The sequence below is a fragment of the Caulobacter sp. FV2ye17ST genome (assembly GCF_058680955.1).
Genome location: NZ_CM178727.1, coordinates 2,518,540 through 2,542,939 on the forward strand (window position 1 = coordinate 2,518,540; position 24,400 = coordinate 2,542,939).

25 protein-coding genes are annotated in these 24,400 nt (G+C 66.3%); 7 read left to right on the forward strand and 18 right to left on the reverse strand.

The window, feature by feature from the left end; translation table 11 throughout:
• Nucleotides 1-20: 20 nt before the first annotated feature.
• Entirely contained in the window at nucleotides 21-404 is a 384-nt protein-coding gene (locus ACW17V_RS12035; RefSeq protein WP_492105360.1) for an NUDIX hydrolase, read from the forward strand.
• On the opposite strand, the gene ACW17V_RS12040 is transcribed toward ACW17V_RS12035, so the two are convergent.
• Entirely contained in the window at nucleotides 401-1,015 is a 615-nt protein-coding gene (locus tag ACW17V_RS12040) for a TetR/AcrR family transcriptional regulator (protein WP_492105361.1), read from the reverse strand. The two genes, ACW17V_RS12035 and ACW17V_RS12040, sit on opposite strands and share 4 nt — an antisense overlap.
• 71 nt (nucleotides 1,016-1,086) lie before the next feature.
• On the opposite strand from ACW17V_RS12040, the gene ACW17V_RS12045 reads away from it, so the two are divergent.
• Nucleotides 1,087-1,935 carry a metal-dependent hydrolase gene (locus ACW17V_RS12045; protein ID WP_492105362.1) on the forward strand — a complete coding sequence of 283 codons (849 nt, stop codon included), beginning with the start codon at nucleotides 1,087-1,089 and terminating at the stop codon, nucleotides 1,933-1,935.
• A gap of 1 nt (nucleotide 1,936) precedes the next feature.
• Here the strand turns inward: ACW17V_RS12045 and ACW17V_RS12050 are convergent, their stop codons facing one another.
• The 4 genes from ACW17V_RS12050 to ACW17V_RS12065 are packed head-to-tail and all read right to left on the reverse strand — an operon-like array spanning nucleotide 1,937 to nucleotide 4,686.
• A complete protein-coding gene (locus ACW17V_RS12050; protein WP_492105363.1) occupies nucleotides 1,937-2,308 on the reverse strand; it encodes a ribosomal maturation YjgA family protein in 372 nt (123 codons plus the stop codon).
• Between the two features lie 11 nt (nucleotides 2,309-2,319).
• On the reverse strand, nucleotides 2,320-3,396 hold the full coding sequence (locus ACW17V_RS12055) for an alpha/beta fold hydrolase (RefSeq protein WP_492105364.1): 1,077 nt from the start codon (nucleotides 3,394-3,396) through the stop codon (nucleotides 2,320-2,322).
• A 16-nt stretch (nucleotides 3,397-3,412) separates the two neighbouring features.
• Nucleotides 3,413-3,802 carry a hypothetical protein gene (locus tag ACW17V_RS12060; protein ID WP_492105365.1) on the reverse strand — a complete coding sequence of 130 codons (390 nt, stop codon included), beginning with the start codon at nucleotides 3,800-3,802 and terminating at the stop codon, nucleotides 3,413-3,415.
• A 29-nt stretch (nucleotides 3,803-3,831) separates the two neighbouring features.
• Nucleotides 3,832-4,686, reverse strand: a complete 855-nt coding sequence (locus tag ACW17V_RS12065) for an NAD(P)-dependent oxidoreductase (protein ID WP_492105366.1) — start codon at nucleotides 4,684-4,686, stop codon at nucleotides 3,832-3,834.
• A 114-nt stretch (nucleotides 4,687-4,800) separates the two neighbouring features.
• Here ACW17V_RS12065 and ACW17V_RS12070 point away from each other — a divergent pair, with 114 nt between their 5' ends.
• Complete coding sequence (locus tag ACW17V_RS12070) at nucleotides 4,801-5,700, forward strand: flagellar motor protein MotB (RefSeq protein WP_492105367.1); 900 nt, start codon at nucleotides 4,801-4,803, stop codon at nucleotides 5,698-5,700.
• A 101-nt stretch (nucleotides 5,701-5,801) separates the two neighbouring features.
• Complete coding sequence (locus tag ACW17V_RS12075) at nucleotides 5,802-6,644, forward strand: arginyltransferase (RefSeq protein WP_492105368.1); 843 nt, start codon at nucleotides 5,802-5,804, stop codon at nucleotides 6,642-6,644.
• A 3-nt stretch (nucleotides 6,645-6,647) separates the two neighbouring features.
• Here ACW17V_RS12075 and ACW17V_RS12080 read toward each other — a convergent pair whose 3' ends face one another.
• The 4 genes from ACW17V_RS12080 to ACW17V_RS12095 are packed head-to-tail and all read right to left on the reverse strand — an operon-like array spanning nucleotide 6,648 to nucleotide 10,688.
• On the reverse strand, nucleotides 6,648-7,415 hold the full coding sequence (locus tag ACW17V_RS12080) for an SDR family oxidoreductase (RefSeq protein ID WP_492105369.1): 768 nt from the start codon (nucleotides 7,413-7,415) through the stop codon (nucleotides 6,648-6,650).
• Nucleotides 7,416-7,426: 11 nt separating this feature from the next.
• Nucleotides 7,427-8,368 carry an NAD(P)H-dependent flavin oxidoreductase gene (locus ACW17V_RS12085; protein WP_492105370.1) on the reverse strand — a complete coding sequence of 314 codons (942 nt, stop codon included), beginning with the start codon at nucleotides 8,366-8,368 and terminating at the stop codon, nucleotides 7,427-7,429.
• A complete protein-coding gene (locus ACW17V_RS12090; RefSeq protein WP_492105371.1) occupies nucleotides 8,365-9,327 on the reverse strand; it encodes a quinone oxidoreductase family protein in 963 nt (320 codons plus the stop codon). Before ACW17V_RS12090 ends, ACW17V_RS12085 begins: the two co-directional genes overlap by 4 nt.
• Nucleotides 9,328-9,365: 38 nt before the next feature.
• On the reverse strand, nucleotides 9,366-10,688 hold the full coding sequence (locus ACW17V_RS12095) for a serine hydrolase domain-containing protein (RefSeq protein ID WP_492105372.1): 1,323 nt from the start codon (nucleotides 10,686-10,688) through the stop codon (nucleotides 9,366-9,368).
• 181 nt (nucleotides 10,689-10,869) lie between these two features.
• On the opposite strand from ACW17V_RS12095, the gene ACW17V_RS12100 reads away from it, so the two are divergent.
• Nucleotides 10,870-11,070 (forward strand): hypothetical protein, encoded by a 201-nt coding sequence (locus ACW17V_RS12100; RefSeq protein WP_492105373.1) that lies wholly within the window; start codon nucleotides 10,870-10,872, stop codon nucleotides 11,068-11,070.
• A 10-nt stretch (nucleotides 11,071-11,080) separates the two neighbouring features.
• Here ACW17V_RS12100 and ACW17V_RS12105 read toward each other — a convergent pair whose 3' ends face one another.
• From ACW17V_RS12105 to parC, 4 genes are all read right to left on the reverse strand, one after another.
• Complete coding sequence (locus ACW17V_RS12105) at nucleotides 11,081-12,259, reverse strand: saccharopine dehydrogenase family protein (protein ID WP_492105374.1); 1,179 nt, start codon at nucleotides 12,257-12,259, stop codon at nucleotides 11,081-11,083.
• A gap of 84 nt (nucleotides 12,260-12,343) precedes the next feature.
• Nucleotides 12,344-12,922, reverse strand: coding sequence for a TMEM175 family protein (locus ACW17V_RS12110; RefSeq protein WP_492105375.1), 579 nt, complete (start codon nucleotides 12,920-12,922; stop codon nucleotides 12,344-12,346).
• 10 nt (nucleotides 12,923-12,932) lie between these two features.
• On the reverse strand, nucleotides 12,933-14,270 hold the full coding sequence (locus ACW17V_RS12115; protein WP_492105376.1) for a serine hydrolase domain-containing protein: 1,338 nt from the start codon (nucleotides 14,268-14,270) through the stop codon (nucleotides 12,933-12,935).
• Nucleotides 14,267-16,543, reverse strand: coding sequence for a DNA topoisomerase IV subunit A (parC, locus tag ACW17V_RS12120; RefSeq protein ID WP_492105377.1), 2,277 nt, complete (start codon nucleotides 16,541-16,543; stop codon nucleotides 14,267-14,269). Before parC ends, ACW17V_RS12115 begins: the two co-directional genes overlap by 4 nt.
• Nucleotides 16,544-16,697: 154 nt before the next feature.
• Here parC and ACW17V_RS12125 point away from each other — a divergent pair, with 154 nt between their 5' ends.
• Both ACW17V_RS12125 and ACW17V_RS12130 read left to right on the forward strand, forming a co-directional pair.
• Nucleotides 16,698-17,333: a hypothetical protein gene (locus tag ACW17V_RS12125; protein WP_492105378.1), complete on the forward strand. Its 636-nt coding sequence runs from the start codon at nucleotides 16,698-16,700 to the stop codon at nucleotides 17,331-17,333.
• Nucleotides 17,305-18,033, forward strand: coding sequence for a hypothetical protein (locus ACW17V_RS12130; RefSeq protein WP_492105379.1), 729 nt, complete (start codon nucleotides 17,305-17,307; stop codon nucleotides 18,031-18,033). Before ACW17V_RS12125 ends, ACW17V_RS12130 begins: the two co-directional genes overlap by 29 nt.
• 27 nt (nucleotides 18,034-18,060) lie before the next feature.
• On the opposite strand, the gene ACW17V_RS12135 is transcribed toward ACW17V_RS12130, so the two are convergent.
• From ACW17V_RS12135 to ACW17V_RS12155, 5 genes are all read right to left on the reverse strand, one after another.
• Nucleotides 18,061-19,650 carry an alkaline phosphatase D family protein gene (locus ACW17V_RS12135; protein WP_492105380.1) on the reverse strand — a complete coding sequence of 530 codons (1,590 nt, stop codon included), beginning with the start codon at nucleotides 19,648-19,650 and terminating at the stop codon, nucleotides 18,061-18,063.
• Nucleotides 19,651-19,699: 49 nt separating this feature from the next.
• The gene (recO, locus tag ACW17V_RS12140; RefSeq protein WP_419321305.1) at nucleotides 19,700-20,431 is read right to left on the reverse strand and encodes a DNA repair protein RecO; all 732 of its coding nucleotides are present in this window, start codon (nucleotides 20,429-20,431) and stop codon (nucleotides 19,700-19,702) included.
• Entirely contained in the window at nucleotides 20,432-21,292 is an 861-nt protein-coding gene (locus tag ACW17V_RS12145) for an arylamine N-acetyltransferase family protein (RefSeq protein ID WP_492108791.1), read from the reverse strand. It abuts the gene before it with no gap.
• Nucleotides 21,293-21,396: 104 nt separating this feature from the next.
• On the reverse strand, nucleotides 21,397-22,368 hold the full coding sequence (gene era / locus ACW17V_RS12150; RefSeq protein WP_492105381.1) for a GTPase Era: 972 nt from the start codon (nucleotides 22,366-22,368) through the stop codon (nucleotides 21,397-21,399).
• 69 nt (nucleotides 22,369-22,437) lie between these two features.
• Entirely contained in the window at nucleotides 22,438-23,775 is a 1,338-nt protein-coding gene (locus ACW17V_RS12155; protein ID WP_492105382.1) for a PAS domain S-box protein, read from the reverse strand.
• Nucleotides 23,776-24,400: the final 625 nt, after the last annotated feature.

Here is a 24,400-nt window from a genome sequence, read left to right on the forward strand (position 1 = left end):
CGTCTGCTATGGCTGGGTCCATGACCCAGCCGACCATCGACATCGTCACCGCCGTCATCCGCGACGACGCCGGGCGGATGCTGGTGGTTCGCAAGCGCGGCACGGCGATCTTCATGAAGCCCGGCGGCAAGCGCGAGCCGGGCGAGGATGACCTCACCGCCCTCGCCCGCGAACTCGACGAGGAACTGGGCTGCAAGCTGGTCCGCGCGGATCTGCTGGGACATTTCGAGGCCCCGGCCGCCAACGAGGCCGGCTTCACGGTCAAGGCCGCGACCTATCTGGCCCAGGTCGAGGGCGAGATAGGGGTGCGCGCCGAGATCGAGGAAATGGCCTGGATCGACATCGCCGCGCCGGGCGACATCCGTCTGGCGCCGCTGATGCGCGTGGTGATCGCGGCCCTCTAGGCGCCGCGCGCCGCCGCGTCCAGTCGCGCCTGCAGAATGCCCAGGGCCACTTCGCGCGCCCGGCCCGGCGGCTTGCCCAGCAGCTCGCCCAGCGGTGCGCCGAACAGGCCGACCCCCAGGGCGTAGGTGACGCAGCCCAGGATGAAGTCGCCCATCACCTCGGCCGAGACGCCATCCACCTGACTGATGCGCGCATCGATCACCTCCTGAACCGCGCCCCGCACGCCCGTCATGCGCGCCGCCTCGCCGGTCAGCGCCAGCCAGGCGGCCAGACGCGCCGCGCCCCGGGCTTCGAAAGCGTCGAACAGGGCCCGCATGCCTTCCCCCGCAAAGGCCGCGCCCTGCCCCTCGGCCACGGTGATGGAGAGCACGTCATCGACCAGCTGGCGGATCATCCGCTCCATCAGGGCGGTCTGCACGCCGTCGATCGAACCGAAGTGGTGCAGCACGGTGGCGTTGGCCACACCGGCGCCCTTGGCCACCTCGACCAGCTTCAGGTCCTGGGGGCCGGAGGCCAGCAGGATCGCCTCGGCGGCGGCCAGGATGTTGTCGCGCGACGCCTCGGGCGAACGGCGGTGCCGGGTGCGGCAGTCGGTATGCTCTATTGACATTTTTGTCGGTAAGGCCAATCTACGAACAGGCTTGCATAGACAAGCCCTATCCCGACGCAGGATTGAACGCCATGGCCACGCCGCGCAGCACTCCCGACGATGTCACCGTCATCCCCCGCGACCTGCATTTCGACACCAGCGCCGTCGGCAAGGGCGCCTGGCTGGGCGGCGACGTGGTGGGCACGGCGGTGTTCAACGCCCTGTCGCTCACCTTCCCCGATGGCGAGCGGCTGTTCATGGACGCCGTGCGCCACTACCGCCCCGAGTTGTCGGGCAAGCTCCTGGACGAGGCCAAGGCCTTCATCACGCAGGAAGCCATCCACTCGCGCGAGCACGTGGCCATGAACGGCGGCCTGGACCGCGACCGCTATCCGGTCGCCGCGATCGAGGCCCAGGTCCGCGAACGCACCGCGATGGTGCGCGGCAGGGGGCCGATGGCCATGCTGGGCGCGACCATCGCGCTGGAGCACTTCACCTCGATGATGGCCGACTCGTTCATGCGCGAGGACGACCTGTTCGAGAATACCGACCCCGAGATGAAGCGCCTGTGGCAGTGGCACGCCCTGGAAGAGACCGAGCACAAGGCCGTGGCCTTCGACGTGTTCCAGGAAGTCACCAAGGACTGGACGCCGGCGCGCCGTTACAAGCTGCGTGTCCGGGTGATGATCCTGATCAGCATCATGTTCACCCGCAACATCACCCGCTACGCCACCAGCCTACTGGTCGCCGACGGCATGAAGCCGGGCGTGGCCCGCGCCAAGGTGCTGTGGTTCCTGTTCGGAACGCCCGGCCTCTTCCGTCGCTGCGCCAACGAGTACTGGGCCTGGTATCGCCCCAGCTTCCATCCGTGGGACCACGACAACCGCGAGCGGCTGATGGGTCTTCGGAACCAGTTCACTCCGGCGATGGCGGCGGAGTAGTCTAGAGAGGCACGCCCCGAGCGCGCTCGACAACGAGGGCGGCCGCCGCGCCTGCGCCATAGGCCAGCAAGTCCATCGGGTCGAAGACACCACCCAGCACCGTGCGCGCCAAACGGTTATGCTCCAGGCCAAGCGCCGACAGCATGTGAAAATACTGGGCCAGCTCAATGACCACGGCCACCGTGAGCGCCATCGCGGCCGCCGCAAGAGGCCTCACCGGCGCGAGCCAGCGGACACCCAGATAGACCAAGACCACAGCCAGGACGTCGCCTACATAGGGACGGATCACCGCGTCGTCGACGAACACCGCGATGGCGACCTCGATGACGAACACGAAAAGAGCGGCTAGGCCATAGCCACGTCGCTGGGTCAAAGGGCGATCCCTCAGCGCTCCGTCGCCTTCAGAAACGCCGCCAGCCTGTCCTTCCACAGCACCGCCCAGGTGTGGCTGCCATGACCGCGTGTCTTCTCGCTGATCGGCAGCAGCACGAACGCACCGTTCTTCAAGCGCTTTGCCTGGGCCTCGGCGATGCCCAGTTCCGGCGGGTTGATGAAGTCGTCGGCCGAGTTGATCCACAGCACCGGCGCGGTGATGGTCTCCAGCTTCGGCGACGGGTCATAGGTGCGCGAGGCGGCCACCTGATAGATCAGGTCATTGGCGTCCAGCGGCGGCATGCGGGCGGCGAAGTAGTCGTCCACGGCCTTGTCGGCGGCCTGTCGGGTCGGGCTGGCGATCTGGGCCGGCAGGGGCGAAAGGCCCGCTACCATCAGCAGGCCCAGCGCCGTGCGCAGGCCTTCCTTCGGTTGCTCAACATAGTCCCCGCTTTTCCAGGCCGGATCCTGTTTGACCGCGTCGATCAGCAGCTTGCGCCACATGCGGTTGCGGCCAGCGATCTCGTTGGGCAGGCAGGCGAACGGCGCCAGGGCGTCGGCGAAGTCCGGGTAGGTCTCGCCCCAGACAAACCCGTGCATGCAGCCCATCGACGTACCCATCAGCAGCCGCAGGCGATCGACCTTCAGACCCTTCGTCAGCAGCAGATGCTGGGCGGCGACCATGTCGTCATAGTCGTACTGCGGAAAACGCGCGTGCAGGCCGTCGCTGGGCTTGGACGACTTGCCGTGACCGATGCCGTCCGGAAGGATCACATAATATTTGGCCGGATCCAGCAGGCCGCCGGGGACCAGCAGCTCATCGGCGAACTGCGGGCTGAGGAACTGTTTGCCCGTGCCGCCGGTGCCATGCAGCACCATCACCGCATTGGTCACCCGCCCGCTGGCGTCGCGCTTCGGCTCGCCAAGGGTGGTGTAGTGCAGCCGCAGCTCCGGCAGCACCTCGCCGGAACGGAACCTGAAGTCCCGCGCGACGAAGTCGCCCTCCTTCGGCGCGACGACCGGCGCGGCCGTGGCCGAGGTGACCAAGGCGACGGACAGGGCCAAGGCCGAGACGAGACGTTGGATCATGGCTTTCCCCTGTCGTTCAGACGGATTCGAAGGCTTCCCTAAGGATGCCGGCGCGGCGGCCTTCGGGGCGGATCATAAGGAACCTTCCGGACCACACGCCGGGAATTGACCAACGCCCTTCGAGTTCTGTGAAATCCTCGTTCAGCACGCCCTCATAGCGGACAGCGTGGGACCAGTCGCTCGTACCATCATAGGTCTTGGTGAACGCGACATGCCGGTCGTCGCGGCTGCCCATCAGCGTGGCGTAGACCTCCACCGGGACATAGTCTTCATCCATCGCCGTTTCGTGGATCGAACCGCTGACCCACTTGCCGCTCTCAAGCAGGGTCGCAGTGAAGCTGACTGGATCAAGGGCCTCCGGGTAGGAATAGAGCCCTTGCCAGATACCGGTAAGATTTATCGACACCCCGTCCCCCACTCCCGCCGCGTCGCGCCCTACTTCTCCAACCGGGCCACGAGGCTGGACGTATCCCAGCGATGGCCGCCCATGGCCTGCACCTCGGCGTAGAACTGGTCGATCATCGCCGTGCTCTCGAGGTTCGCGCCATTGCGGCCGGCCTCTTCCAGGGCGATGCCCAGATCCTTGCGCATCCAGTCGACCGCGAAGCCGAAGTCGAACTTGCCGTCCGCCATCGTCGCCCAGCGGTTTTCCATCTGCCAGGACTGGGCGGAGCCCTTGGAGATCGCCGCCAGCACGTCGTCGGTGGGCAGGCCCGCCCGCTTGGCGAAGTGCAGCGCCTCGGCCACGCCCTGGACCACGCCGGCGATGGCGATCTGGTTGCACATCTTGGTCAGTTGGCCCGTCCCCACGCCGCCCATACGGCGCGCAGCCTTGGCATAGGCGTCGATGACCGGCTCGATCCTGGCATAGGCCGCCGCATCGCCGCCCGCCATGATGGTCAGCTGGCCGTTCACGGCGCCGGCCTGGCCGCCCGACACCGGCGCGTCGATGAAGAAGCAGCCGCTCTGGGCGGCTAGGTCGGCCATCTCGCGCGCTACCGTGGCCGAGGTGGTGGTGTGGTCGACGATCACCGCGCCCTTGGACATCGCCGGAAGCGCCCGCGCCACAACGCCGCGCACGTCATCGTCATTGCCGACGCACAGGGCGACCATTTCACAGCCGGCCACAGCCTCCTCGATCGTCTCGAACGCGGCGCCGCCGTACTCGGCCGCCCAGGCGTGGGCCTTTGCAGGACTGCGATTGAAGACGGAAACCTCGTGGCCGGCGGCCTTCAGGTGCCCCGCCATCGGGTAGCCCATCACGCCCAGGCCGATAAACGCCGTCTTCATGCGAAGCACTCCTTATGGAGCCTGCGATTTCGCCCGCCCGCGCCCGCTTCGCAACCCCATCTTAACGTCCGCAGGGCAACTTCCGTTGAACAGGGTTAAGCAGGCTTAAGCACGATGGCCGTCAGCGGCGAACAGCCGATCATTATCAAGAAGGTCAAGAAGGTGGTCGGCGGCGGCCACCATGGCGGCGCGTGGAAAGTCGCCTACGCCGACTTCGTGACCGCGATGATGGCCTTCTTCCTGCTGATGTGGCTGCTGAACTCCACCAGCCCCGAGCAAAAGCAGGGCATTGCCGACTATTTCGCCCCGGCCAGCATCTCTTCGACCACCAGCGGCTCGGGCGGCATCCTCGGCGGCACCTCGCTGGGCGACGACGGCGCCAAGGCCGAGGGCAAGCTGTCGGTGGTCCAGCAGATGGCTCCGGAAGCCCCCGACCAAACCGACAAGGAAGGCCAGAGCACCACGACCGCCAGTCTCGACTCCGCCAGCGAAGAGGCCCTGCGCGACGCCCTGGCCAAGAAGGAACAGGACAGCTTCGCCTCGGCGGCCCAGTCCCTGCGCCAGTCGCTGCAGGAAATGCCGGAGCTGGCCGAGCTGTCCAAGCAGATCATGATCGACCAGACCCCCGAGGGGATGCGCATCCAGCTGATCGACCAGGAAGGCCGCTCGATGTTCAAGGAGAACTCGAAGGAGCCCAACGACCGGGCCCGGATCCTGCTGCGCGCCGTGGCCAAGATCGTCAACCAGCTGCCCAACCGGGTCACGGTGTCCGGCCACACCAGCGCCAACGCCCTGGGCCGAAAGAGCGACAGCGACTGGGCCCTCTCGGCCACCCGCGCCGACGCCGCGCGCCTGGTGCTGCGCAACGCCGGGGTCAATGACGACCGCATCTATCAGGTCTCGGGCAAGGCCAATTCCGAGCCGCTCTATGCCGACGACCCCACTCTGGCGGGTAATCGACGCATTTCGATCGTGTTGTTGCGCGAAAAGCCGGTCCTGCCCGATGGTCTGTGACCCTATGCCGCGCGAGGCTTCGGTGACGCTTGCGAAAACGGACGGCATGCCGCCTAATCACATGACGGCCCAGGGCCGCTGAACAGGGGACGGGCGCTTCCGTGACGCAGCATTTTCCGACGCGACAGCTTCGGTTCTTTCTCACGGCGCCGACCCCCTGCCCCTATCTTCCGGGCCGGGAGGAGCGAAAGGTCTTTGCTCACCTTCCGCTGTCGGATGGCCCCACGGTCAATGACAGCCTGACCCAGGTCGGCTTCCGTCGCTCCCAGAACATCGCCTATCGCCCAGCCTGCGAGACCTGCCGCGCCTGCCAGTCGGCCCGTGCGCCCGTGGTCGACTACGAGTTCTCGCGCTCCGAGCGCAAGGTGCTGGCGCGCAATGGCGACCTTGAGCGCCATCTGGTGGAATCCGAGGCGACGCTGGAGCAGTTCGAACTGCTGCGCCGCTATCTGCTGACCCGCCACGCCGACGGCGGCATGGCCGAGATGACCTGGCCCGACTATGTGGCCATGGTCGAGGACACGGCGGTCCGCACCCACCTGATCGAATATCGCCGCAAGTCACACGACCGCGGTCCCGGCGACCTGATCGCCTGCGTCCTGGTCGACGTCCTCGCCGATGGTCTGTCGCTGGTCTACAGCTTCTACGACCCGAACATGACCAAGCGCAGCCTGGGCTCGTTCATCATCCTGGATCACATGGTCCAGGCCCAGCAAACGGGCCTGCCCTATGTCTATCTGGGCTACTGGGTCCCGGGCAGCGAGAAGATGGCCTACAAGGCCCGTTTCTCGCCCCTGGAAATCCTCAAGCCGGGCGGCTGGGCCCTGATGTCGGCCCGCGAGCGCGGGGCGCGGTCACCCCGGGCCCTGAACCTGCTTCGTGAAGCCGAGGACAGCGAGCTGGACATGAGCGACGCCCAGCCCGCCATCCTGCACGATCTCTAGATCCTAGCGCGCGAAGCTGACGCCGCCGTCCACGGTGACGGCCGAACCCATCACATAGTCGCCGGCCCGCGAGGCCAGGAAGATCGCCGTGCCGGCCATGTCCTCGTCCGTGCCGATGCGGCCGGCGGGAATGGCCTTGGACACCGCCTCGGCGTGGTCGCGGGCGACCTTGTTCATGTCCGACGCGAAGGCGCCGGGCGCGATGGCGCTGACGGCGATGTTCTCAGGGGCCAGGCGCAAAGCCATGCGCTTGGTCAGATGCAGCAGGCCAGCCTTGGACGCGCCATAGGGATAGGTCTCTTCCTTGGCCACCGACTGGCCGTCGATCGAGCAGATGTTGATCACCTTGGCCACGCGATCCTTGGCCGCCGCGCGCAGCGGACCGATCAGGGCCTGGGTCAGGAAGAACGGCGTCTTCATGTTGAGGTCGACGGTCTTGTCCCAGCCGCTCTCGGGGAACTCGTCGAACGCCGCGCCCCAAGCCGCGCCGGCGTTGTTGACCAGGATGTCCAGCTTGTCCTCGCGCTCGGCGATGCGCGAGGCCAGGCCCTGGATGCCTTCCATGGTCGAGATGTCACCCGGCAGCGAGACGCATTCGCCGTACTGGCTGAGTTCCTCGGCCGTGGCGTCGCAGGCGGCGGCCTTGCGGGCGGTGATATAGACGCGCTTGGCGCCGTAGACGAGGAAGCCCTTGGCGATCATCGCGCCGATGCCGCGCGATCCGCCGGTGACGACCGCGACGCGGCCTTCGAGCGAGAAGAGGTTGTTCATGGTCATGTCCTTCAGAAGCCGCGCGCGGCGGCCAGGGCGCCGAGGCGTCCGGTGATGTCGTGGAACTGGGCGACGGTCTCGTCGATGATCTGCTGGGCCGTTTTGACCTCGTCGATCAGGCCGACGGTCTGGCCGGCCAGGGCGGGCGCGGCTTCCATGTCGCCCCCGAAATAGACGCCCAGGATGCCCTTCAGGGCGTCGGGCGGCATCAGGCCTTCGTCATAGATGGCCTTGGTGCGCTCGGACTTCAGGGCGCGGATACAGGGGCTGGACTTCTTGTTGAGGATCCAGGTGCCCGTCTCCTTGCCGCCCGTGATCGCCGCCTTGTAGTTCTCGTGCACCGGGCTCTCGGCCGAGCTGACGAAGCGCGTGCCCATCTGGATCGCCTCGGCGCCCAGAGCGAAGGCCGCGGCCATGCCGCGTCCGTCGCAGATGCCGCCGGCCGCGATCAGCGGCACGTCCACCCGGGCGCGGATAGCCTGCAGCAGGACCAGGGTCGAGACCTCCTCGGGGTTCTTGAAGCCGCCGCCTTCGGCGCCTTCGACCACCAGGCCATCGATGCCGGCCTCGGCGCATTTCACCGCCGCATCGACCGTGGGCACGGCGTGATAGACGACGATGCCGGCGTCCTTCAGCGGCCCGATGAACTTGGCCGGGCTGCCCGCCGAGGTGGTGACGAACTTGACCCCGCTCTCGCAGACGAACTTCAGCATGGAGTCGTCGCGCAGGAACAGGATCGGCAGGTTCACCCCGAACGGCAGGCCGGTTTCCGCCATCTTGCGGATCTCGGCCTTGCAGGTCTCTGTCTCGCCGGACGAGGTCTCGATGATGCCCAGCCCTCCGGCCCGCGACACCGCCGAGGCCAGGGGATAGCGCGCGATCCAGCCCATCGGGGCCTGGACGATCGGATATTTGGCCCCGGTATGGGCCAGGACGCGGTTGGTCTGGCTCATGGGATCAACAACACCCGGCCCACGGCCGCGCGGCTCTCGATATAGGCGTGGGCGGCGGCGGCTTCCGACAGCGGGAAGGTCCTGTCGATCACCACTGTCAGCTCGCAGCGCGCGGCTTCGTTGATCAGCTCCTGGATCATGTCGTGGACGCGGTCGGTCATGATCTCGGCGCCGAGGAACACGCCCGTCAGCGAACGATTGCCGCCCATCAGCGACGACACGTCCACCTTCATCGGCTCGCGCCCGGCATTGCCGACCAGCGAGACCCGGCCGCGATAGCCCAGCGACAGCAGGCTGCCCTCAAGCGTCGCGCCACCGACCGGATCGACCACCAGGTCGACACCCTTGCCGCCGGTCAGCTTCATGACCTGCTCGACCACGGCGTCACGGCCATAGTTGATGCCATGGTCCATGCCGAAGACCTTCAGGCGTTCCAGCCGTTCATCGCTGGAGGCGGTCGCCAGAACCGTCGCGCCGGCCCGCTTGGCCAGCTGGATGGCGGCGATGCCGACCGCGCCCGCGCCGGCCTGCACCAGCACGGTCTCGCCGGCCTTCAGATGGCCCGCGCCGAACAGGCACTCGTGCGCCGTGCCGAACGGCACCGGCATGGCGGCGGCCTTTTGCAGGTCGAAGCCGTCGGGAATGAGCCAGGCGTTACGGGCCGGCACCGCGCGCAGCTCGGCGTGCGAGCCGAAGGCGTTCACGGTGACGACCTTCTGGCCGACCTTCAGATGGGTGACGTCGGCGCCGACCTCGACGATCTCGCCGGCCGCCTGATAGCCGACGATGTGCGGGCTGCCCGCCATCGCACCGCCGCCGCGGTTGAGGGTGTCGCCGCCCTCGATGCTGACCGCCTCGACCCGGATCACCACGCCCGAGGCATGGCAGACGGGATCGGCGACATCCTCATAGCGCAGCACGTCCGGCGAACCGGTTTGGTAATAAACGGCGGCCTTCATGGCGCTCGCTCCCTGAAAATCTTATTGTTTTGGTTCAACTATTTCGACGGATCGACCAGGGCCGAATAGACCAGCTGCTGGCTGATATCGTCGAGATTACGCAAGGCCGGATCGCCGTCCTTGTTGAGGATGTGGATCATGCCCAGAAAGAACAGGTCGTTCTTGGGGTCGATCCAGAACCAGGTGCCGGCCGCGCCGCCCCAGCTGATCGTGCCCTCGCCCGTCGGCGTGCCGGCCCTGGCCGGGTCGGTGATGACCATGAAGTCGAGACCAAAGCCCTGGCCGCGGCCGTTCCGGAACGAGCCTTCCTGGCCCGTCATGATGTTGTCGCCGAGGTGATTGGCGCCCATCAGCTTGATGGTGCTGGGCGACAGGATACGCGCGCCGTCCAACTCGCCGCCGTTGAGGATCATCTGCGAGAACCGGGCATAGTCAGCGCTGGTCGAGACCAGCCCACCGCCGCCCGAAGCGACCGCCGGCGGCTTGGTGATGTCCAGCACCATGAAGCCCTCGGCCGGGACCAGTTTCTGCTGCTTGGGGCCCCAGACATACAGCGAGGCCAGGCGATTGGCCTTCTCGGCCGGCAGGTAGAAGCCGGTGTCGACCATCTTCAGCGGCTCGAAGATCCGCGTCCGCATGAAATCGGCCAGCGACATGCCCGACAGCTTCTCGACGATGAAGCCCTGGATATCGACCGAGGCGCTGTACTTCCACTGCGCGCCCGGCTGGCCCACCAGCGGCAGGGCGGCGACTTTCTCGATGAATTCCTGGCCGGTCTTTGCCCCCAGGACGCCGGTCGAGACATAGGCCTTGTCGACGGGGTTGTCGGGAACCAGGCCATAGGCGAAGCCGCCCGAATGGCTCATCAGCTCGCGCATGGTCGGCGGACGATTGGCGGCCTCAGTGATGAAAGTCCCGTCCGGGTTCTGGCCCTTGTAGACCCGCAGGTTGGCGAACTCCGGAATGAATTTGCTGACCGGATCGTCGAGGCGCCACTTGCCCTCTTCGAACAGCATCATCATCGCCACGCCGGTCACCGGCTTGGTCTGGGAATAGATCCGGAAGATGGTGTCCTTGGTCATCGGCGGGCCATCGAAGCCCTTCTTGCCGTGCACCTCGAAGGCGACGACCTTGCCATGGCGGACGACCATGGTGGTGACGCCGGGCAGATGGCCCTGATCCACCAGGGCTTGCATCGCGCTGTCCAGCCGCTTGAGGCGCTGGGCCGAGAAGCCGACGCTTTCCGGCGCGGCGGTCGCGAGGGTGACGGCGGGATTGCTCCTGGGGGCCGCCTGCGACGGTGCGCCCGACGCCAGAAGCCCGACCGCCAGCGCGGCTCCCATTAACCGACGCAATGCCATTATCGCCCTCCAGCGAACAGTTGTTTGAAGTGACCTTAGGGGTAATTGCCCGGGTTGCGCAGTCAGTTTTTCTCTAGGACGCGCGCGCCCAAAGACCGGCGCACCGGCCCTTAACCCTATCTGGTCAGACCCGTTTAAGGATTGCGAACCAGACTAGGCGGCATCGCTTGAGACCATCGCCGTGCAAGTTTCCTCCGCCAACGCCGCCGCCCCCTACGCCTCGCCGCGCCCCACCGGCGCGGGCCAGGTCTCGACGCCGGCCGTCGACCTGACGCAACTGGCGGTGGCGCAGACCAACATCAAGATGACGGCGGCGGCCGGCGCGGCCCTCGGCCAGACCACCGGCGACCTGACGGGCGTGCTGATCAATATTTCGGCCTGAACCGCGCCCCCTACTCCACCGCGAAGGTCAACCCGGCATTCGCCTCCAGCCGCGCCACCAGCTTGCCCTGCATGGCCGCGCCCGGCGTCCAGATCCCGCCGGCAACATCGGCCGCCTCGGTCACCAGACAGATCGCCGACTCGGCGATCATCTTGGACGTCGAACCATAGCCGGGGTCCTTGTCGCCCTTGACGCTGGCCCGCACCTGCCGGCCGTCGGCGGCTATGCCCAGGAACAGCACATCATAGAAGCCCGTCTCGCGCTCTTCCTTGCTGGGCCCCTCGCCCGGCTTGGGACCGCCCTCGCCGCCCAGCCCGCCGCCTGACACCGCGATCATCTGGGCGATCTGCTCGCCCTGCTCGCCGGGGCCGGTGAGCATCATCTCGTCATAGACAAAGTCGGCGCCATAGGCCTGACCCAGCAGGGCATTGGAGCGGTGAACATTGCGGGTGTTGATCGCCGCCATCACGAACGGCGCGGCCCACACGCCCAGGTCCTCGTCCAGCATGGGCTTGGCGCCTGACGGCTGGGCGGGTCCCTCGAAACCGGGAACCAGGGCGAACGGGTTCTTGAGCAAGGCCACCAGCGACGGATCACGCGCGGCGGCGGCCATGGTCGCCTTCAGGCTGGCGGCGGTGCCGCCCGAGAAGCCGCCCTTCATGCCGCGCACCCGGCCCTTCACGCGCGGGACCGGGCCACCCAGAGTCTTGCCGGCCTCCTGCTGCAGGAACCAGACGCCCAGTTCGAATGGGATGGAGTCGAAGCCGCACGAGAACACGATCCGTGCGCCGGTCTTCTTGGCGGTGGCCTCATGCGCGTCGATCATCTGGCGCATCCAGGCCGGCTCGCCGCAGAGGTCCAGATAGTCGGTTCCCGCCTCAGCGCAGGCCGCGACCAGGGCATTGCCGTACAGCTGATAGGGGCCGACCGTGGTCAGCACCGCCTTGGTCCGGAGAACCATGGCCTTCAGCGAAGCCGGATCATCGGCGTCCGCCGTGACCAGCGGCGTCTCGGCCGGGGCGCCGATCTCGTCGCGGACAGCGGCCAGCTTGTCGAGGCTCCGCCCCGCCATCGCCCAGCGCACCTTGCCGCCGACGCCGTAATGCCGGGCCAGATACTCGGCCACCAGCCGGCCGGTGAAGCCGCTGGCGCCATAGACGATGATGTCGAATTCAGCCGTCGGGTTCATGCGCCCCTCCCTGATCTTGTCGCTGCAAGTTTTGTTGCGGGCAACATGACCGGGTCTGGCGAAAGGCGCAAACGCCTGTTTGAACTAACCCGCGTTGAGCACGCGTTCGATGCGTTTGTCGGGCACGAACCAGATCACGGCGACAGCGACATAGCAGCCCAACGAGATCCAGGAATTGACGAAGGCCACGCCGACACCGGCGACGTAAAGCGCCAGCGACAGCTTGGTCTTGTAGTCCTTGCCAAAGGCCAGGGCGAGTTTCGACTCCGCGCCCTCATGCCGGGTCATCAGTCTCGCCAGCAGCATGAAGGCAAGGGCGCACATCAACATCACGCCGCCATAGAGCGCCACCGGCATGGACGCGAAATGGTTCTCGCCCATCCAGGCGGTGACGAACGGCACCAGAGACAGCCAGAACAGCAGGTGCAGATTGGCCCACAGGATCGGCCCGGTGACCGAGGTCACCGCGTGCAGCATGTGATGGTGATTGTTCCAGTAGATGCCGACATAGATGAAGCTCAGCACGTAGCTGAGAAACACCGGGATCAGGGGCCTGAGCGCCGCCAGGTCAGCGCCGTGCGGCACCTTCAGTTCAAGCACCATGATGGTGATGATGATGGCCAGAACGCCATCACTGAACGCTTCGAACCGCCCCTTGCCCATGCCCGTCCCCCTACTGATCCGGATGTTCCAGCGCCTGATAGACCAGAGTCCGTGTCGTGGCGTCCAGCCCGGGTCCCACACCGCCAAGGCGCTGGATCATGCCGATGAAGAACAGGTCGTTGGTCGGGTCGATCCAGAACCAGGTGCCGGCGCTGCCACCCCAGCTGATCGTGCCCGCCCCGACCGGCGCGCCCGAAGCGGCAGGGTCCACGGCCACGGCGACATCGAGGCCATAGCCCATGCCCAGAGCGAACGGGAACGGCTTCTGGCTGGGATGCAGAACCCCGGTGGTGCCATTGGTGGTGACGGTGAAACTCGCCGGCAGCTGGTTCAGCCGCATCAGGGCCACCGTCTCGGGCTGTAGAATACGGGCTCCATCGAGATCCCCGCCATTGAGGATCATCTGGGCGAAGCGCGCGAAGTCCTGGGCGGTGGAGACCAGTCCGCCGCCGCCCGACGGCGCCGCCGGCGGCCGGGTGATATCGCGCCAGGGCCCTTCGATCGCGGGGATCAGCTTGCCCGTGGCGTCGGCGTCATACAGCGCCGCCAGACGCCCGACCTTTTCCTGCGGCACATAGAAGGCGGTGTCGGCCATGCCCAGCGGCGTGAAGATCCGCTCCTGCATGAACACCGGCAGCGACTGGCCCGACAGCTTCTCGACGATATAGCCCTGGATGTCGGCGGCCACGCTGTAGCGCCACAGGGTGCCGGGCTCGGCGAACATCGGCAGGGTGGCGACCTTGGTCACCAGCTGATCCAGCGACTCCGACTGCAGCACGGCGGCGCGGTAATAGGCCTGGTCGGCGGGACTGGAAGGGTCATCGGCGATGCCATAGGCGAAACCCGCCGTATGGGTCATCAGCTCGCGCATGGTCGGCGGCCGCGAGATCGGCGTCAGGACCGGGCGGCCCTCGGCGTCCATCTTGGCGACCCGCAGATTGGCGAACTCCGGCACATATTTGCTGACCGGATCGTCCAGCTTCCACTTGCCCTCGTCATAGAGGATCATCATCGCCACGCCGGTGACCGGCTTGGTCTCTGAACGGATGCGGAAGATGGCGTCGGCCGGCATGGCCTCGCCCGTTTCCAGGCCGCGCTTGCCGAAGGTCGAAGCCGAAACGATCTGGCCGTGGCGGGCCAGCAGGGTCACGGCCCCGGCCACCTGTCCGGTGTCGACCATGGCCTGCATGGCCTCGTCCAGCTTCTTCAGCTTCTGCGATGAGAAGCCGACGGCCTCGGGTTTGCCGATCGGCAATGGCGCCGCCGCCGCGCCACCCACGGCGGCGGCGCAGCCGAGCAGGCCGGCGACAAATCCGATCGCCTTCCGCCTCAGCCGCCCGGCCGTCATTTCGGCTTGAACCGTTTCGAGGTCGGGAAGCCCTTGGGCGCCAGCTTGCCGGCGCCGGCTCGCTTGCCGACAAAGGTGGTCCAGTCGGTCCAGTCGCGTCGACGACCGGCGGAGTCGATCCAGTAGCCGCCGGTCTCGGCGTTGAACGACAGCGCGTCGCGCAGGCCGCCCTCGCGATAGGCCTGCAGCTTGACGCCCTTGCCGCGCGGCATTTCCGGCAGCTCTTCCAGCGGGAAGATCAGGATCTTGCCGTTGTCGCCGATGACGCCCAGCTGGTCGCCGACGGCTTCCAGGCAGAAGGCGGCGCCGGCGGCGTCGACGGTCAGGACCTGCTTGCCGGCCTTGCGATTGGCGAGCGCTTCTTCCTCGGGCATCAGGAAGCCATAGCCAAGCTTGGAGGCCAAAATACGTTTGCGGCCGGCCTTGAACGGGAAGACGTCGAGGATCTTCACCTTGTCGTCCAGCTCGATCATCATCCGCAGCGGCTCGCCATGGCCTCGCGCGCTGGGCAGCTTGTCACAGCCGATCGTGAAGAAGCGGCCGTCGCTGGAGAAGATCAGCAGCTTGTCGGTGGTCTCGGCCGGGACCAGGAAGCCCAGCTTGTCGCCTTCCTTGAACTTCAGCTCGGACGGATCCTCCACCTTGCCCTTGGCGGCGCGGATCCAGCCGCGATCCGACAGGATGATGGTGATCGGTTCACGGACGATCATCGCCTCGATCGCGGCCTCGGCGTCGACCAGCGGCGCGTCGGCGAAGATCGAGCGGCCGGTGATGCCGTTGATCCGGGGCTTGTCCAGCGGATGCTTGATCTTCAGCAGGGTGGCGCGCACTTCGCGCAGGCCCGTGCCCACCAGCTTCCACTGCTTCTCGTCGCTGGCCAGCATGGCCAGGATGCCGTCGCGCTCTTCCATCAGCTCGGCGTGCTCGCGACGGATCTCCATCTCTTCCAGCTTGGCCAACTGGCGCAGGCGGGTGTTGAGGATGGCGTCGGCCTGGATGTCCGACAGCGCGAAGGTCGCGATCAGCTTCTGCTTGGGCTCGTCCTCGTAACGGACGATGCGGATCACCTCGTCCAGATTGAGGTAGGCGATCAGCAGGCCGTCCAGGATGTGCAGACGGGCTTCGATCTTGGACAGGCGGTGCTTGGCCCGGCGGGTCAGCACCTCGCGGCGGTGAGCCAGGAACGCCATGAGCGCCTGTTTCAGGCCCATCACGCCCGGCGTGCCCCGCGCGTCCAGCACGTTCATGTTGACCGGGAAGCGGCTCTCCAGCGCCGAGAGCTTGAACAGGCTCTCCATCAGCACTTCGGGCTCGACGTTCTTGGACTTGGGCTCGAGGACGAGCCGGATGTCCTCGGCGCTTTCGTCGCGGACGTCGCCCAGCAGGGCCGCCTTCTTGCTCTCGATCAGGTCGGCCAGCTGCTCGACCAGATCCGACTTCTTCACCTGATAGGGAATCTCGGTGACGACGATCTGGTAGGTGCCGCGACCGGTGTCTTCCTTCTCCCACTTGGCCCGCACGCGAACGCCGCCGCGGCCGGTCTCGTAGGTCTCCAGCAGGCTTTCGCGCGGCTCGACGATGACGCCGCCGGTCGGGAAGTCGGGGCCCGGAATGCGCTCCAGCAGGTCGGCCGTGGTCGCCTCGGGGCGGCTGAGCAGCAGCAGGCAGCCGTCGATCAGCTCGGCGGCGTTATGCGGCGGGATCGAGGTAGCCATGCCCACCGCGATGCCCGACGAGCCGTTGGCCAGCAGGTTGGGGAAGCCCGACGGCAGAACCACCGGTTCCTCGTCCTGGCCGTCATAGGTGGGCCGGAAATCGACCGCGTCCTCGTCGATGCCGTCCAGCAGCAGCGTCGCCGCCGTGGTCATCCGGCATTCGGTGTAGCGCATGGCGGCGGCGTTATCGCCGTCGATATTGCCGAAATTGCCCTGGCCCTCGACCAGCGGAATGCGCTGGGCGAAGTCCTGGGCCAGACGCACCAGGGCGTCATAGATCGACTGGTCGCCGTGCGGGTGGAAGTTACCCATCACCTCACCGACCACCTTGGCGCATTTGCGCGCGGCGGCCTCGGGGTTCAGGCGCATGTTGTTCATCGCGTACAGCACGCGACGGTGAACGGGCTTCAAGCCATCGCGCACGTCCGGCAGGGCCCGCGAACTGATAGTCGACAGGGCATAGGCCAGATAGCGGCGCGACAGGGCTTCTGTCAGCGGCTCGTCAAGGATGCGGTCGCCGTCGCCAGGACCGCCGGGGGGAAGGACAGGTTTGTTCATTGGGGAGATTCGTTACGCGTGAGCCCTACCCTAGCAGATGTCGGACGGGCGATTCGACGCCTTTGGCGCGGGTTCGCGCCCCTGAAGTCACCGATGTTGCGCAAGAACGGATAACGACGTTATCGTTAATGTTGTAGATCGGCGGGGGCTGTCGATGAATCCGTTTTCAAGCGACAAGGCGCCCTATGCGATCGCCTTGCTGATTTCGGCGCTGGGCTGGGCGTTCGCGACACTGCACGGCGGCATGCAGGACTCGCTGGTGGCGACCTATGCCGTCGACCGGAAGGGCGCGACCGTGATCGGCACGGTGACCAATCTCTCCAAGACCAAGCCGATTGGTCCGGTTCGATTCACCCTGGGCTGCGGCGCCGAGCGGGAATGCCTCGCCAGCGAGAACAGGTTCGTGAGCATGCCGCCCACGGGCTCGGCCCATGACACCGGAGAGTCCCCCGACGGCGCCAACGGCTTCCTCAACCCGTCGCGTTATTCGGTGGAGTTCCTCGTTTCGCTGCCGCCGGGCGGTTCGATCCGCGTCGTCGCCAAGACGCTGAACAACGACCCGGTTCACCTGATGCTCAATCCCAACAGCGCCAAGCCCGAGGCGATCTACATGCTCCCCGCCAGCCATCCGGCCGCGTGGTTCTTCCATCGCTACTATCTCATCGTCCTGACCGTGATGAGCCTGTTTCTCCTCGGCTTCGTGGCCTGGCTCGCCCACGGTTTGCTGACGCCGAAACCCCAGCCCGAAGGATCATCGAACGATGCGAAAGCTTCTGCCAGCAACGCTTAGCCTCGCCCTTGTCCCGGCCGTGGTCGCGGCGCAGGTCGCCGAAACCATTGCGATCCGGGTGCGCGGCCCCAGCGGCAAGGCCGTGCCAAGCAAGATCTTCATCCGCAAGGACGGTGTCCTTCAAGCCGCCGCCGTGGAAACCGACGCCAATGGCGAGCGCACCCTCTACGACCAGAAATGCGACGACCGGATCGAGTTCCGGGCCAAGCCGAACAGCTCGTTCTTCGCCGGCTCGGGCGAATGGCTGAAGTGCGTGTCCTCGCCGGTGAACATTCCGGTGCGCCAGAATGGCGTGACGAGCAGTATCGCCAGCGCCCTCACCCAGAGCTTTCCGGCGCCCATCGCCCAGCGGCGGGACGCCCTGCAGGCCGCACTGGACGCGGGAGACACCAGTGCGGCGCGCGCCGCCGCCTATGATCTGTCGGTCTACTTCCGCCTGGCCGGACAACAGGACAAGGCCAAAGCCATGGCGGCGGTGGTCGTCGACCAGAGCGTCGCCTCGCTAAGCCAGCAGGGCGTCGCCATGCCCGAAGCCCCGCTGATCTTTGATGCTCAGCAGAAGGTCTACGTCTCGACGCCCGAGACGCTGGACGCGCTCAGGCAATTCCAGATCAAGGCCGGTATTCGCGAGCCGACAGAGAAATCCCGGCCGCAGTGGGACCTGCGGACCATGTCGGCGATCTCGGCCAATGAGAAGTAGCGCCCAGGCCTCCCCCGATTCGATGGCCTAGACGGTCGCGAGACGCGGATTTCCGGCCTCGACCGCCAGCTTGGCGCGCGTGGTCAGTTTTCCGTCACGGCGGGTGATGGCGTCCAGCACCTTGAACTCCGTCGTCCAGCGCTCGGGCGTCACGTCACAGATGGCGTAACCGCGCTGGGCGTTGTTGAACTTCAGCTGCGGATTGGCCGCCTGGATCCTGGCCATGTCCTCGCGCTGGTCGACGCCGTCGCCGCTGGACGAGATCGAGGTGATAACAAACTCCGTCCCGATCGGCGCGCCCTCGGGATGGGCGCCGTCCAGGTGCAGCTCGCCCGCATAGTTCTGGTGCTCGTCGCCGGTCAGCACGATCGGATTGGCGATCCTGCGGTCGCGGATCTGCTGCAGCAGGCGGTTGCGCGGCGAGCGATAGCCCGCCCAGGAATCCGGATTGACCGCCGAACCCGCGCCGGGATCGCGATCCAGATCCATGACCATGATCTGCTGGGCCAGCACGTTCCAGCGCGCCTTGGACGCCGAGAGGCCGTCGAGCAGCCACTTTTCCTGCTTCAGACCCAGCACCTCGGCCTTGGCCGCTTCGATCTCGGCGCAGGTCCCGAACTTGTCACCGCAGGGCTGGTTGGTGCGGAACTGGCGAGTGTCGAGCAGGTTCAGGTCCATCAGGCCGCCGAAGCTGGCGCGGCGGTACAGCTGGATCGTGGTTCCAACCGGAAAGCTGCTGGGCCGCAGGGGCATGTTCTCGAAATAGGCCTGAACGGCGGCCTGGCGACGCAGGTTGAAGACCTTGGGATCAACCCCGTCCTGATCCAGGTCAGTGACCCAGTTGTTGTCGATCTCGTGGTCGTCCCAGACCACGAACCACGGCGCGGCGGCGTGGGCGGCCTGCAGGTCGGCATCCATCTTGTAGAGGGCGTAGCGGCGGCGATAGTCGTCGAGGCTGTAGATCTCGCCGCCGAAATGCTGGCGGACGTTCTCGACCGGGCCGCGGGGACCGTTCCAGACGCGGCTTCCGCGACCTTCATAGATGTAGTCACCGTAGCAGAACACGAAGTCGGGGTTCTCGTCGGCCAGGCGGCGGTGGGCGGTGTAATAGCCCTGTTCGTAGTTCTGGCAGCCGGCGACGGCGAAGCGCACGCGATCCACGGTCGCGCCCAGGGCCGGCGTCGTGCGCGCCCGGCCCGTCAGGCTGCGTTCCTTGCCCGCGACGAAGCGGTACCAGTAGTCGCGGCCCGCCTCCAGGCCGCCGACCTCGACGTGCACCGCGTGGGCAAGCTCGGGCATGGCCACCGCGACGCCCTTGGCGACCACGGTCCTGAAGCCCGCATCGGCGGCCACTTCCCACGACACTTCCACCGGTTGGGCGGGCATGCCGTGGCCGATCTCCATCGGCTCCGGCGCCAGGCGCGTCCAGATCACGAAACCGTCCGGCTGCGGATCACCCGAGGCGACGCCCAGCTGGAACGGATAGATCGAGAACACCGGCTGGGCCATCGCCCGGCCACTGATCAGCGGGATCGACAGGGCGGTGGCAGCGACAGCCCCGAAGGCGGCCAGAGCGCGCCGACGCGACAGGGTGTAGCGATCGAGCAGGATGGACATCAGCGACTCCTTGAACTGGTCTGCCGATATCGCGCCTTTGTGACGGTTCTTAAAGCCGCCCCGCCTCGCCCAGGCGATCCAGCAGCCACGTCCGCGTCGGCGGCAGCGGCCGGTTCAGCGGGCCGAACACGAACTGCTCCAGAAAGTGACCGGTGATGTCCAGTCCCGCCTTCACGTCGCCCTCCGCCAGTCCGCCCTGGGCCGACAGCAGGAACGGCGGCAGCGGCAGCAGCTTGTCCTTGTAGGGCTCGCCCGCCGCCCGGCTGACCGCCCGGCCCGTGCGGGGGCTGACATAGATCAGGTCATCGAAGCTGCCGGTGGCCGCGCACTTGGACAGGTCCAGACCAAAGCCCAGTTCCTGCAGCAGTCCGGCCTCATAGCGCACATAGACCGCCGGCCAGATGTCGGGGATCTGCAGCACACCGATCAGCGCCTCCAGCGCATGGAAGGCGCCGGGATGGGCCTCACGCTCTGGCAAGGCGCCGGCGGCCAGCGAGGCGGCCGAGGACAGGCCGGCCAGGGCCAGGGGATCGTCGAACAGCGACGCCACCCCCTCGCCCATCGGCTCCAGCGTGGCAGCGCCCAGCTGATCGGACATCCGGGCCCGATAGCGGGCGATCACCCGCGAACCCGGCTGCAGGAACGGCTTCATCCGCCGCGAGGCCGCGCCCGCCACATGGGCCGCGAACTTTCCGTGCTGCTCGGTCAGCAGTTCGACGATGGCGCCGGTCTCGCCATGGATGCGGGCCGACAGCACCAGGGCCTCGTCTTCCCACTCCATCTAGGCCTGAGTCCCCCACGCCACGACCTTTTCCAGCACCGGCCGCCAGTCGGCCTCGACCGGCAGGCCGATGACGTCGCGCAGAGTGGCTTCCAGCTCGTCGACCGTCAGGTCGCGCTGCTCGACCAGCTGTCCGGTCGCGTCGCGATGGGTCAGGCGATTGTTCTTCAGGGCATAGCGCGCGGTCGGCGTCGTGCGTCCGACCGTCATGCTCCAGGTGAAGTGCGAGCTGGGGTGGGTGTAGGTGAAGTAGTTGGCGGGCTCGTAGTCGACGTCCATCCAGGGCCCCAGCGCCACCTGGTACAGCGGCGCCCAGGTCCCCGACAGATCGGCCAGCACCAGCCGTTCGCCGCCCATTTCGGGCGCGACGGCCTCGATGCGGAAGGCGCCGTTGGGCGTGACCTGGACCGCATCGGACATCAACCGCAACGGGGCGGTCAGCACACAGCCGCCAAAGCCGTTGTCGGCCAGCCAGGCTTCACCGTCGATCAGCACCGACAGCACCATGTGCGAGCGGGCCCGCGTCGGCGCTTCCGGCGGCTTCATCCACCAGACCCGCGCCATCAGCGACTGGACCTCGAAGCCCAGCGCCAGCAGCACCCGCTTGAGAAGACCATTCTGTTCGAAACAGTAGCCGCCCCGTCGCGCGCCGATCAGCTTGGCGTCGATGTCGGCGGGATCGATGCTGACGCCCCGCTCCAGCAACACATCCAGGTTCTCGAACGGGATGGCGTCCGGGTGTTTCTGGGTGATGGCGCGCAGGACGGCCAGGGTCGGCTCGCGCGGGCCGTCATAGCCGATCCGCGCGAAATAGGCGTCGAGGTCGGCCGTCGGAGCGGCCGGGGAAAAGGCGTTTTGGATCTGGCTCACTGGGGCGATATTCCCGGTATGTTCTCACCGGTTAGGACAGCCTGCCAGCGATCAAGTCAAGAGCCGCGCCGCTTTCAGGGCGGCGCGGCGTCGCGTCAGACGTCGAAGTCCAGGCCCATGTCGCTGAACAGGCCGCGTTCCTCGGCCCAGTTTTCCTTGACCTTCACGTGCAGGAACAGGTGCACCTTGCGGTCCAGGATATCGCACAGTTCCTCGCGCGAGGCCTGGCCGATCCATTTCAGGGTCTGGCCGCCCTTGCCCAGCACGATGGCGCGCTGGCCGTCGCGTTCGACATAGATGGTCTGCTCGATGCGGGCGCTGCCGTCGGCGCGTTCCTCAAAGGCGGTGGTCTCCACCGAAGCGGCGTAGGGCAGCTCCTCGTGGACGCGCAGATAGATCTTCTCGCGGGTGATCTCGGCGGCCAGCAGGCGGGCCGGCAGGTCGGCGGTCTGGTCTTCCGGATACAGCCAGGGGCTTTCCGGCATGGCGGCGGCCAGACGCTCCAGCAGGTCGTCGACGCCCGCGCCGGTGGCGGCGCTGATCATGAAGACCTCGGAATAGACGCCGGTGTCGAACAGTTCCTGCGTCACCTTCAGCAGGGTGTCGCGCTTGACGCCGTCGATCTTGTTCAGCGCCAGGATCACCTGGCGGCCGGCGGTCTTCAGGCCTTCGATGATGGTCTGCACGTCCTGCACCGAGCGGTGCTCGGCGGGGGTGGCCTTGTTCTCATTCGAGGCCAGCTCGGCCTGGACGTCGATCAGGTGGACGGTGACCTCGGCCTGTTCCGAGCCGTTCCAGGCGGAGCGCACCATGGCGCGGTCCAGACGGCGGCGCGGGCTGAAGATGCCTGGGGTGTCGACCAGGATGATCTGGGCGTCGCCGTGCATGGCCACGCCGCGCACCGGAAAGCGCGTCGTCTGGACCTTCTGGGTGACGATCGAGACCTTGGCGCCGACCATGCGGTTGACCAGGGTGGACTTGCCGGCGTTGGGCGCGCCGATGATCGCGGCGAAACCGGCCCTCGTCTTTTGAGGGGGGGTGATCTTTTGAGGTGTTGTGTCAGTCATTGCGCGTGCGTGTAGCACAGCGGGGCCGGGATTCCTCCCCCTGTTGGGCGAGGCGCGTCAGACCCGGCGTCACAGCGGGAAGGTGACGTCCACGATTAGCCCCTCGGGCTCCCACCGGCGACTTATGCTCCCCTTCAACTGGCGCACGACATTGGCCTTCAGCGAGGTTCCAAAGCCTTCGTGCGTGGGCGCGGCCACAGGCGGGCCGCCGGTTTCCCGCCACTGCAGCGCGACCGTCCCGGCGTCCAGCGCCCAGGCCACCGAAACCAGACCCCCGCCACGGCTGCAGGCCCCGTATTTGTTGGCGTTGGTCGCCAGCTCGTGGAGCAGCATGCTGAGGGGCTGAACCTGCTCCGGCGTCAGCGCGACCTCGGGGCCTTCGACCTGGATACTGTCCTTTGGACACAGGGCTTCCAGCTCCTCGCGGACCACGTCGTCCAGGCGCCCGCCTTCCCACTGGCGCGTGGCCAGGGAGGTCTGGGCGCGCGCCAGGGCGCCGATCCGGCCGGCGAGGATGGCCTTGTAGGTTTCCAGGTCGTCGGCGCGAGTCAACCGCGTCAGTGACTGCACGATGGACAGAACATTACGGGACCGGTGATCGACCTCATGCATCAGCAGCTTGCGCGTCTCCTCGTTGCGCCTTTCCTCGCTGATGTCGCGGACCTCGATGATGGTGCCGATCACCTTGGCCTCGCCATCGCGAATAGGGCTGGCGGTAAAGGCGACGGGGTAGAAGGAGCCGTCCTTGTGGACGAAAACCTCTTCGCCCTGGGTGCCGGCGTTTTCGGGAAAGGCGCGATCAATCACGCACTCCGACAGCGGGAACGGCGAGCCGTCGGGGCGGGTATGATGGATGACGTCGTGAAGCTGGCGGCCTGTGGTCTCATGGAACGCATAGCCGGTCAGGTGCTCTGCGGCCCGATTCATGAAGACGCACTGCTGTCGCTCATCCATCAGAAACACCGCCATTGTGGTGTTATCCAGTATGGCGTCCAGCCGTCGAGCAATGTCCCTCAGTTCGGCCTCAATCTGCCGATTGACCGTCGTGTCCTTGATCGCCGCATAGAAAACGACGTCATCACCATCGTCGAACCTCTGTAATTTGACGCTGACATTATAGTCCGTGCCATCCTTGCGACGGTGGACGGCATCGAAATCAAGGCGCTCGATTTCCCGGGACTGAAGGGGCTTGATCAGAGCAATGAAATCGTCACGGCTAATATTTGGCTTGAGATCCCAAGGCGTGAGAGACGATAACTCCTCAATATCATACCCAAGATTTTCTCGAGCACCCTTGTTCACCAGAATGAAACGAAAGTCTCTTTCGGAAAAAATATAGACTTCACTCGCCGCTTCTTCAACAATACGACCAAGTCGCTCACTGGTCATACCGGTGAAAGTCGCCATGCTCGAAAGTCCCGGTTCTAAGCGATTATGTGGCCTTATATCCGTAGTGAACAGCTGGACCCGTGGCAACATGTTCGCCGTTAGCGTTCATGGTCAAGCTTGAGATCAGCCCTAGCCTGGCAAGAAGAAGTCATGGCCCAGAACTGAAACGCCAAGCTTGGCAATTTGTCGGTGTGAGAACGGGGATAGCCCACGCTCTATCCCCTATAATTTCAAAACAAACTCCAGCCCAATCAACCACTTGTAAAATAGTTGATCGCGCCAATCCTCGGAGCTCAAACCCGCTGCATAATCATGGCTGTCCCTGTCGCAGGGGGAGGCGCCTGGATCCGGCCCAACAGCGGCGATGGGGATGGAGCTGAGCGGGGCCGCGCGGTCACGCGGCGAGGACGAAGGTGGTCTGTTCGTTGGATAGATCCGGGACCACCGGAAGGCTCGTCGGAGGAACAGCGCGGAGCGACAGGGCGAGGGATCGTAAACCCGCCTATCGCGCATCGTCGGGGGTCGAGACGGTTAGCCGATCGACCTTGGTGCGCGCCCGTACGGGGGCTCTTGGGTATCAGAGCTGAAAGACGCTCGCTTGGCCCAATCCTCACGCAAGAACAGCTTCTGCGAAGCGGACAGG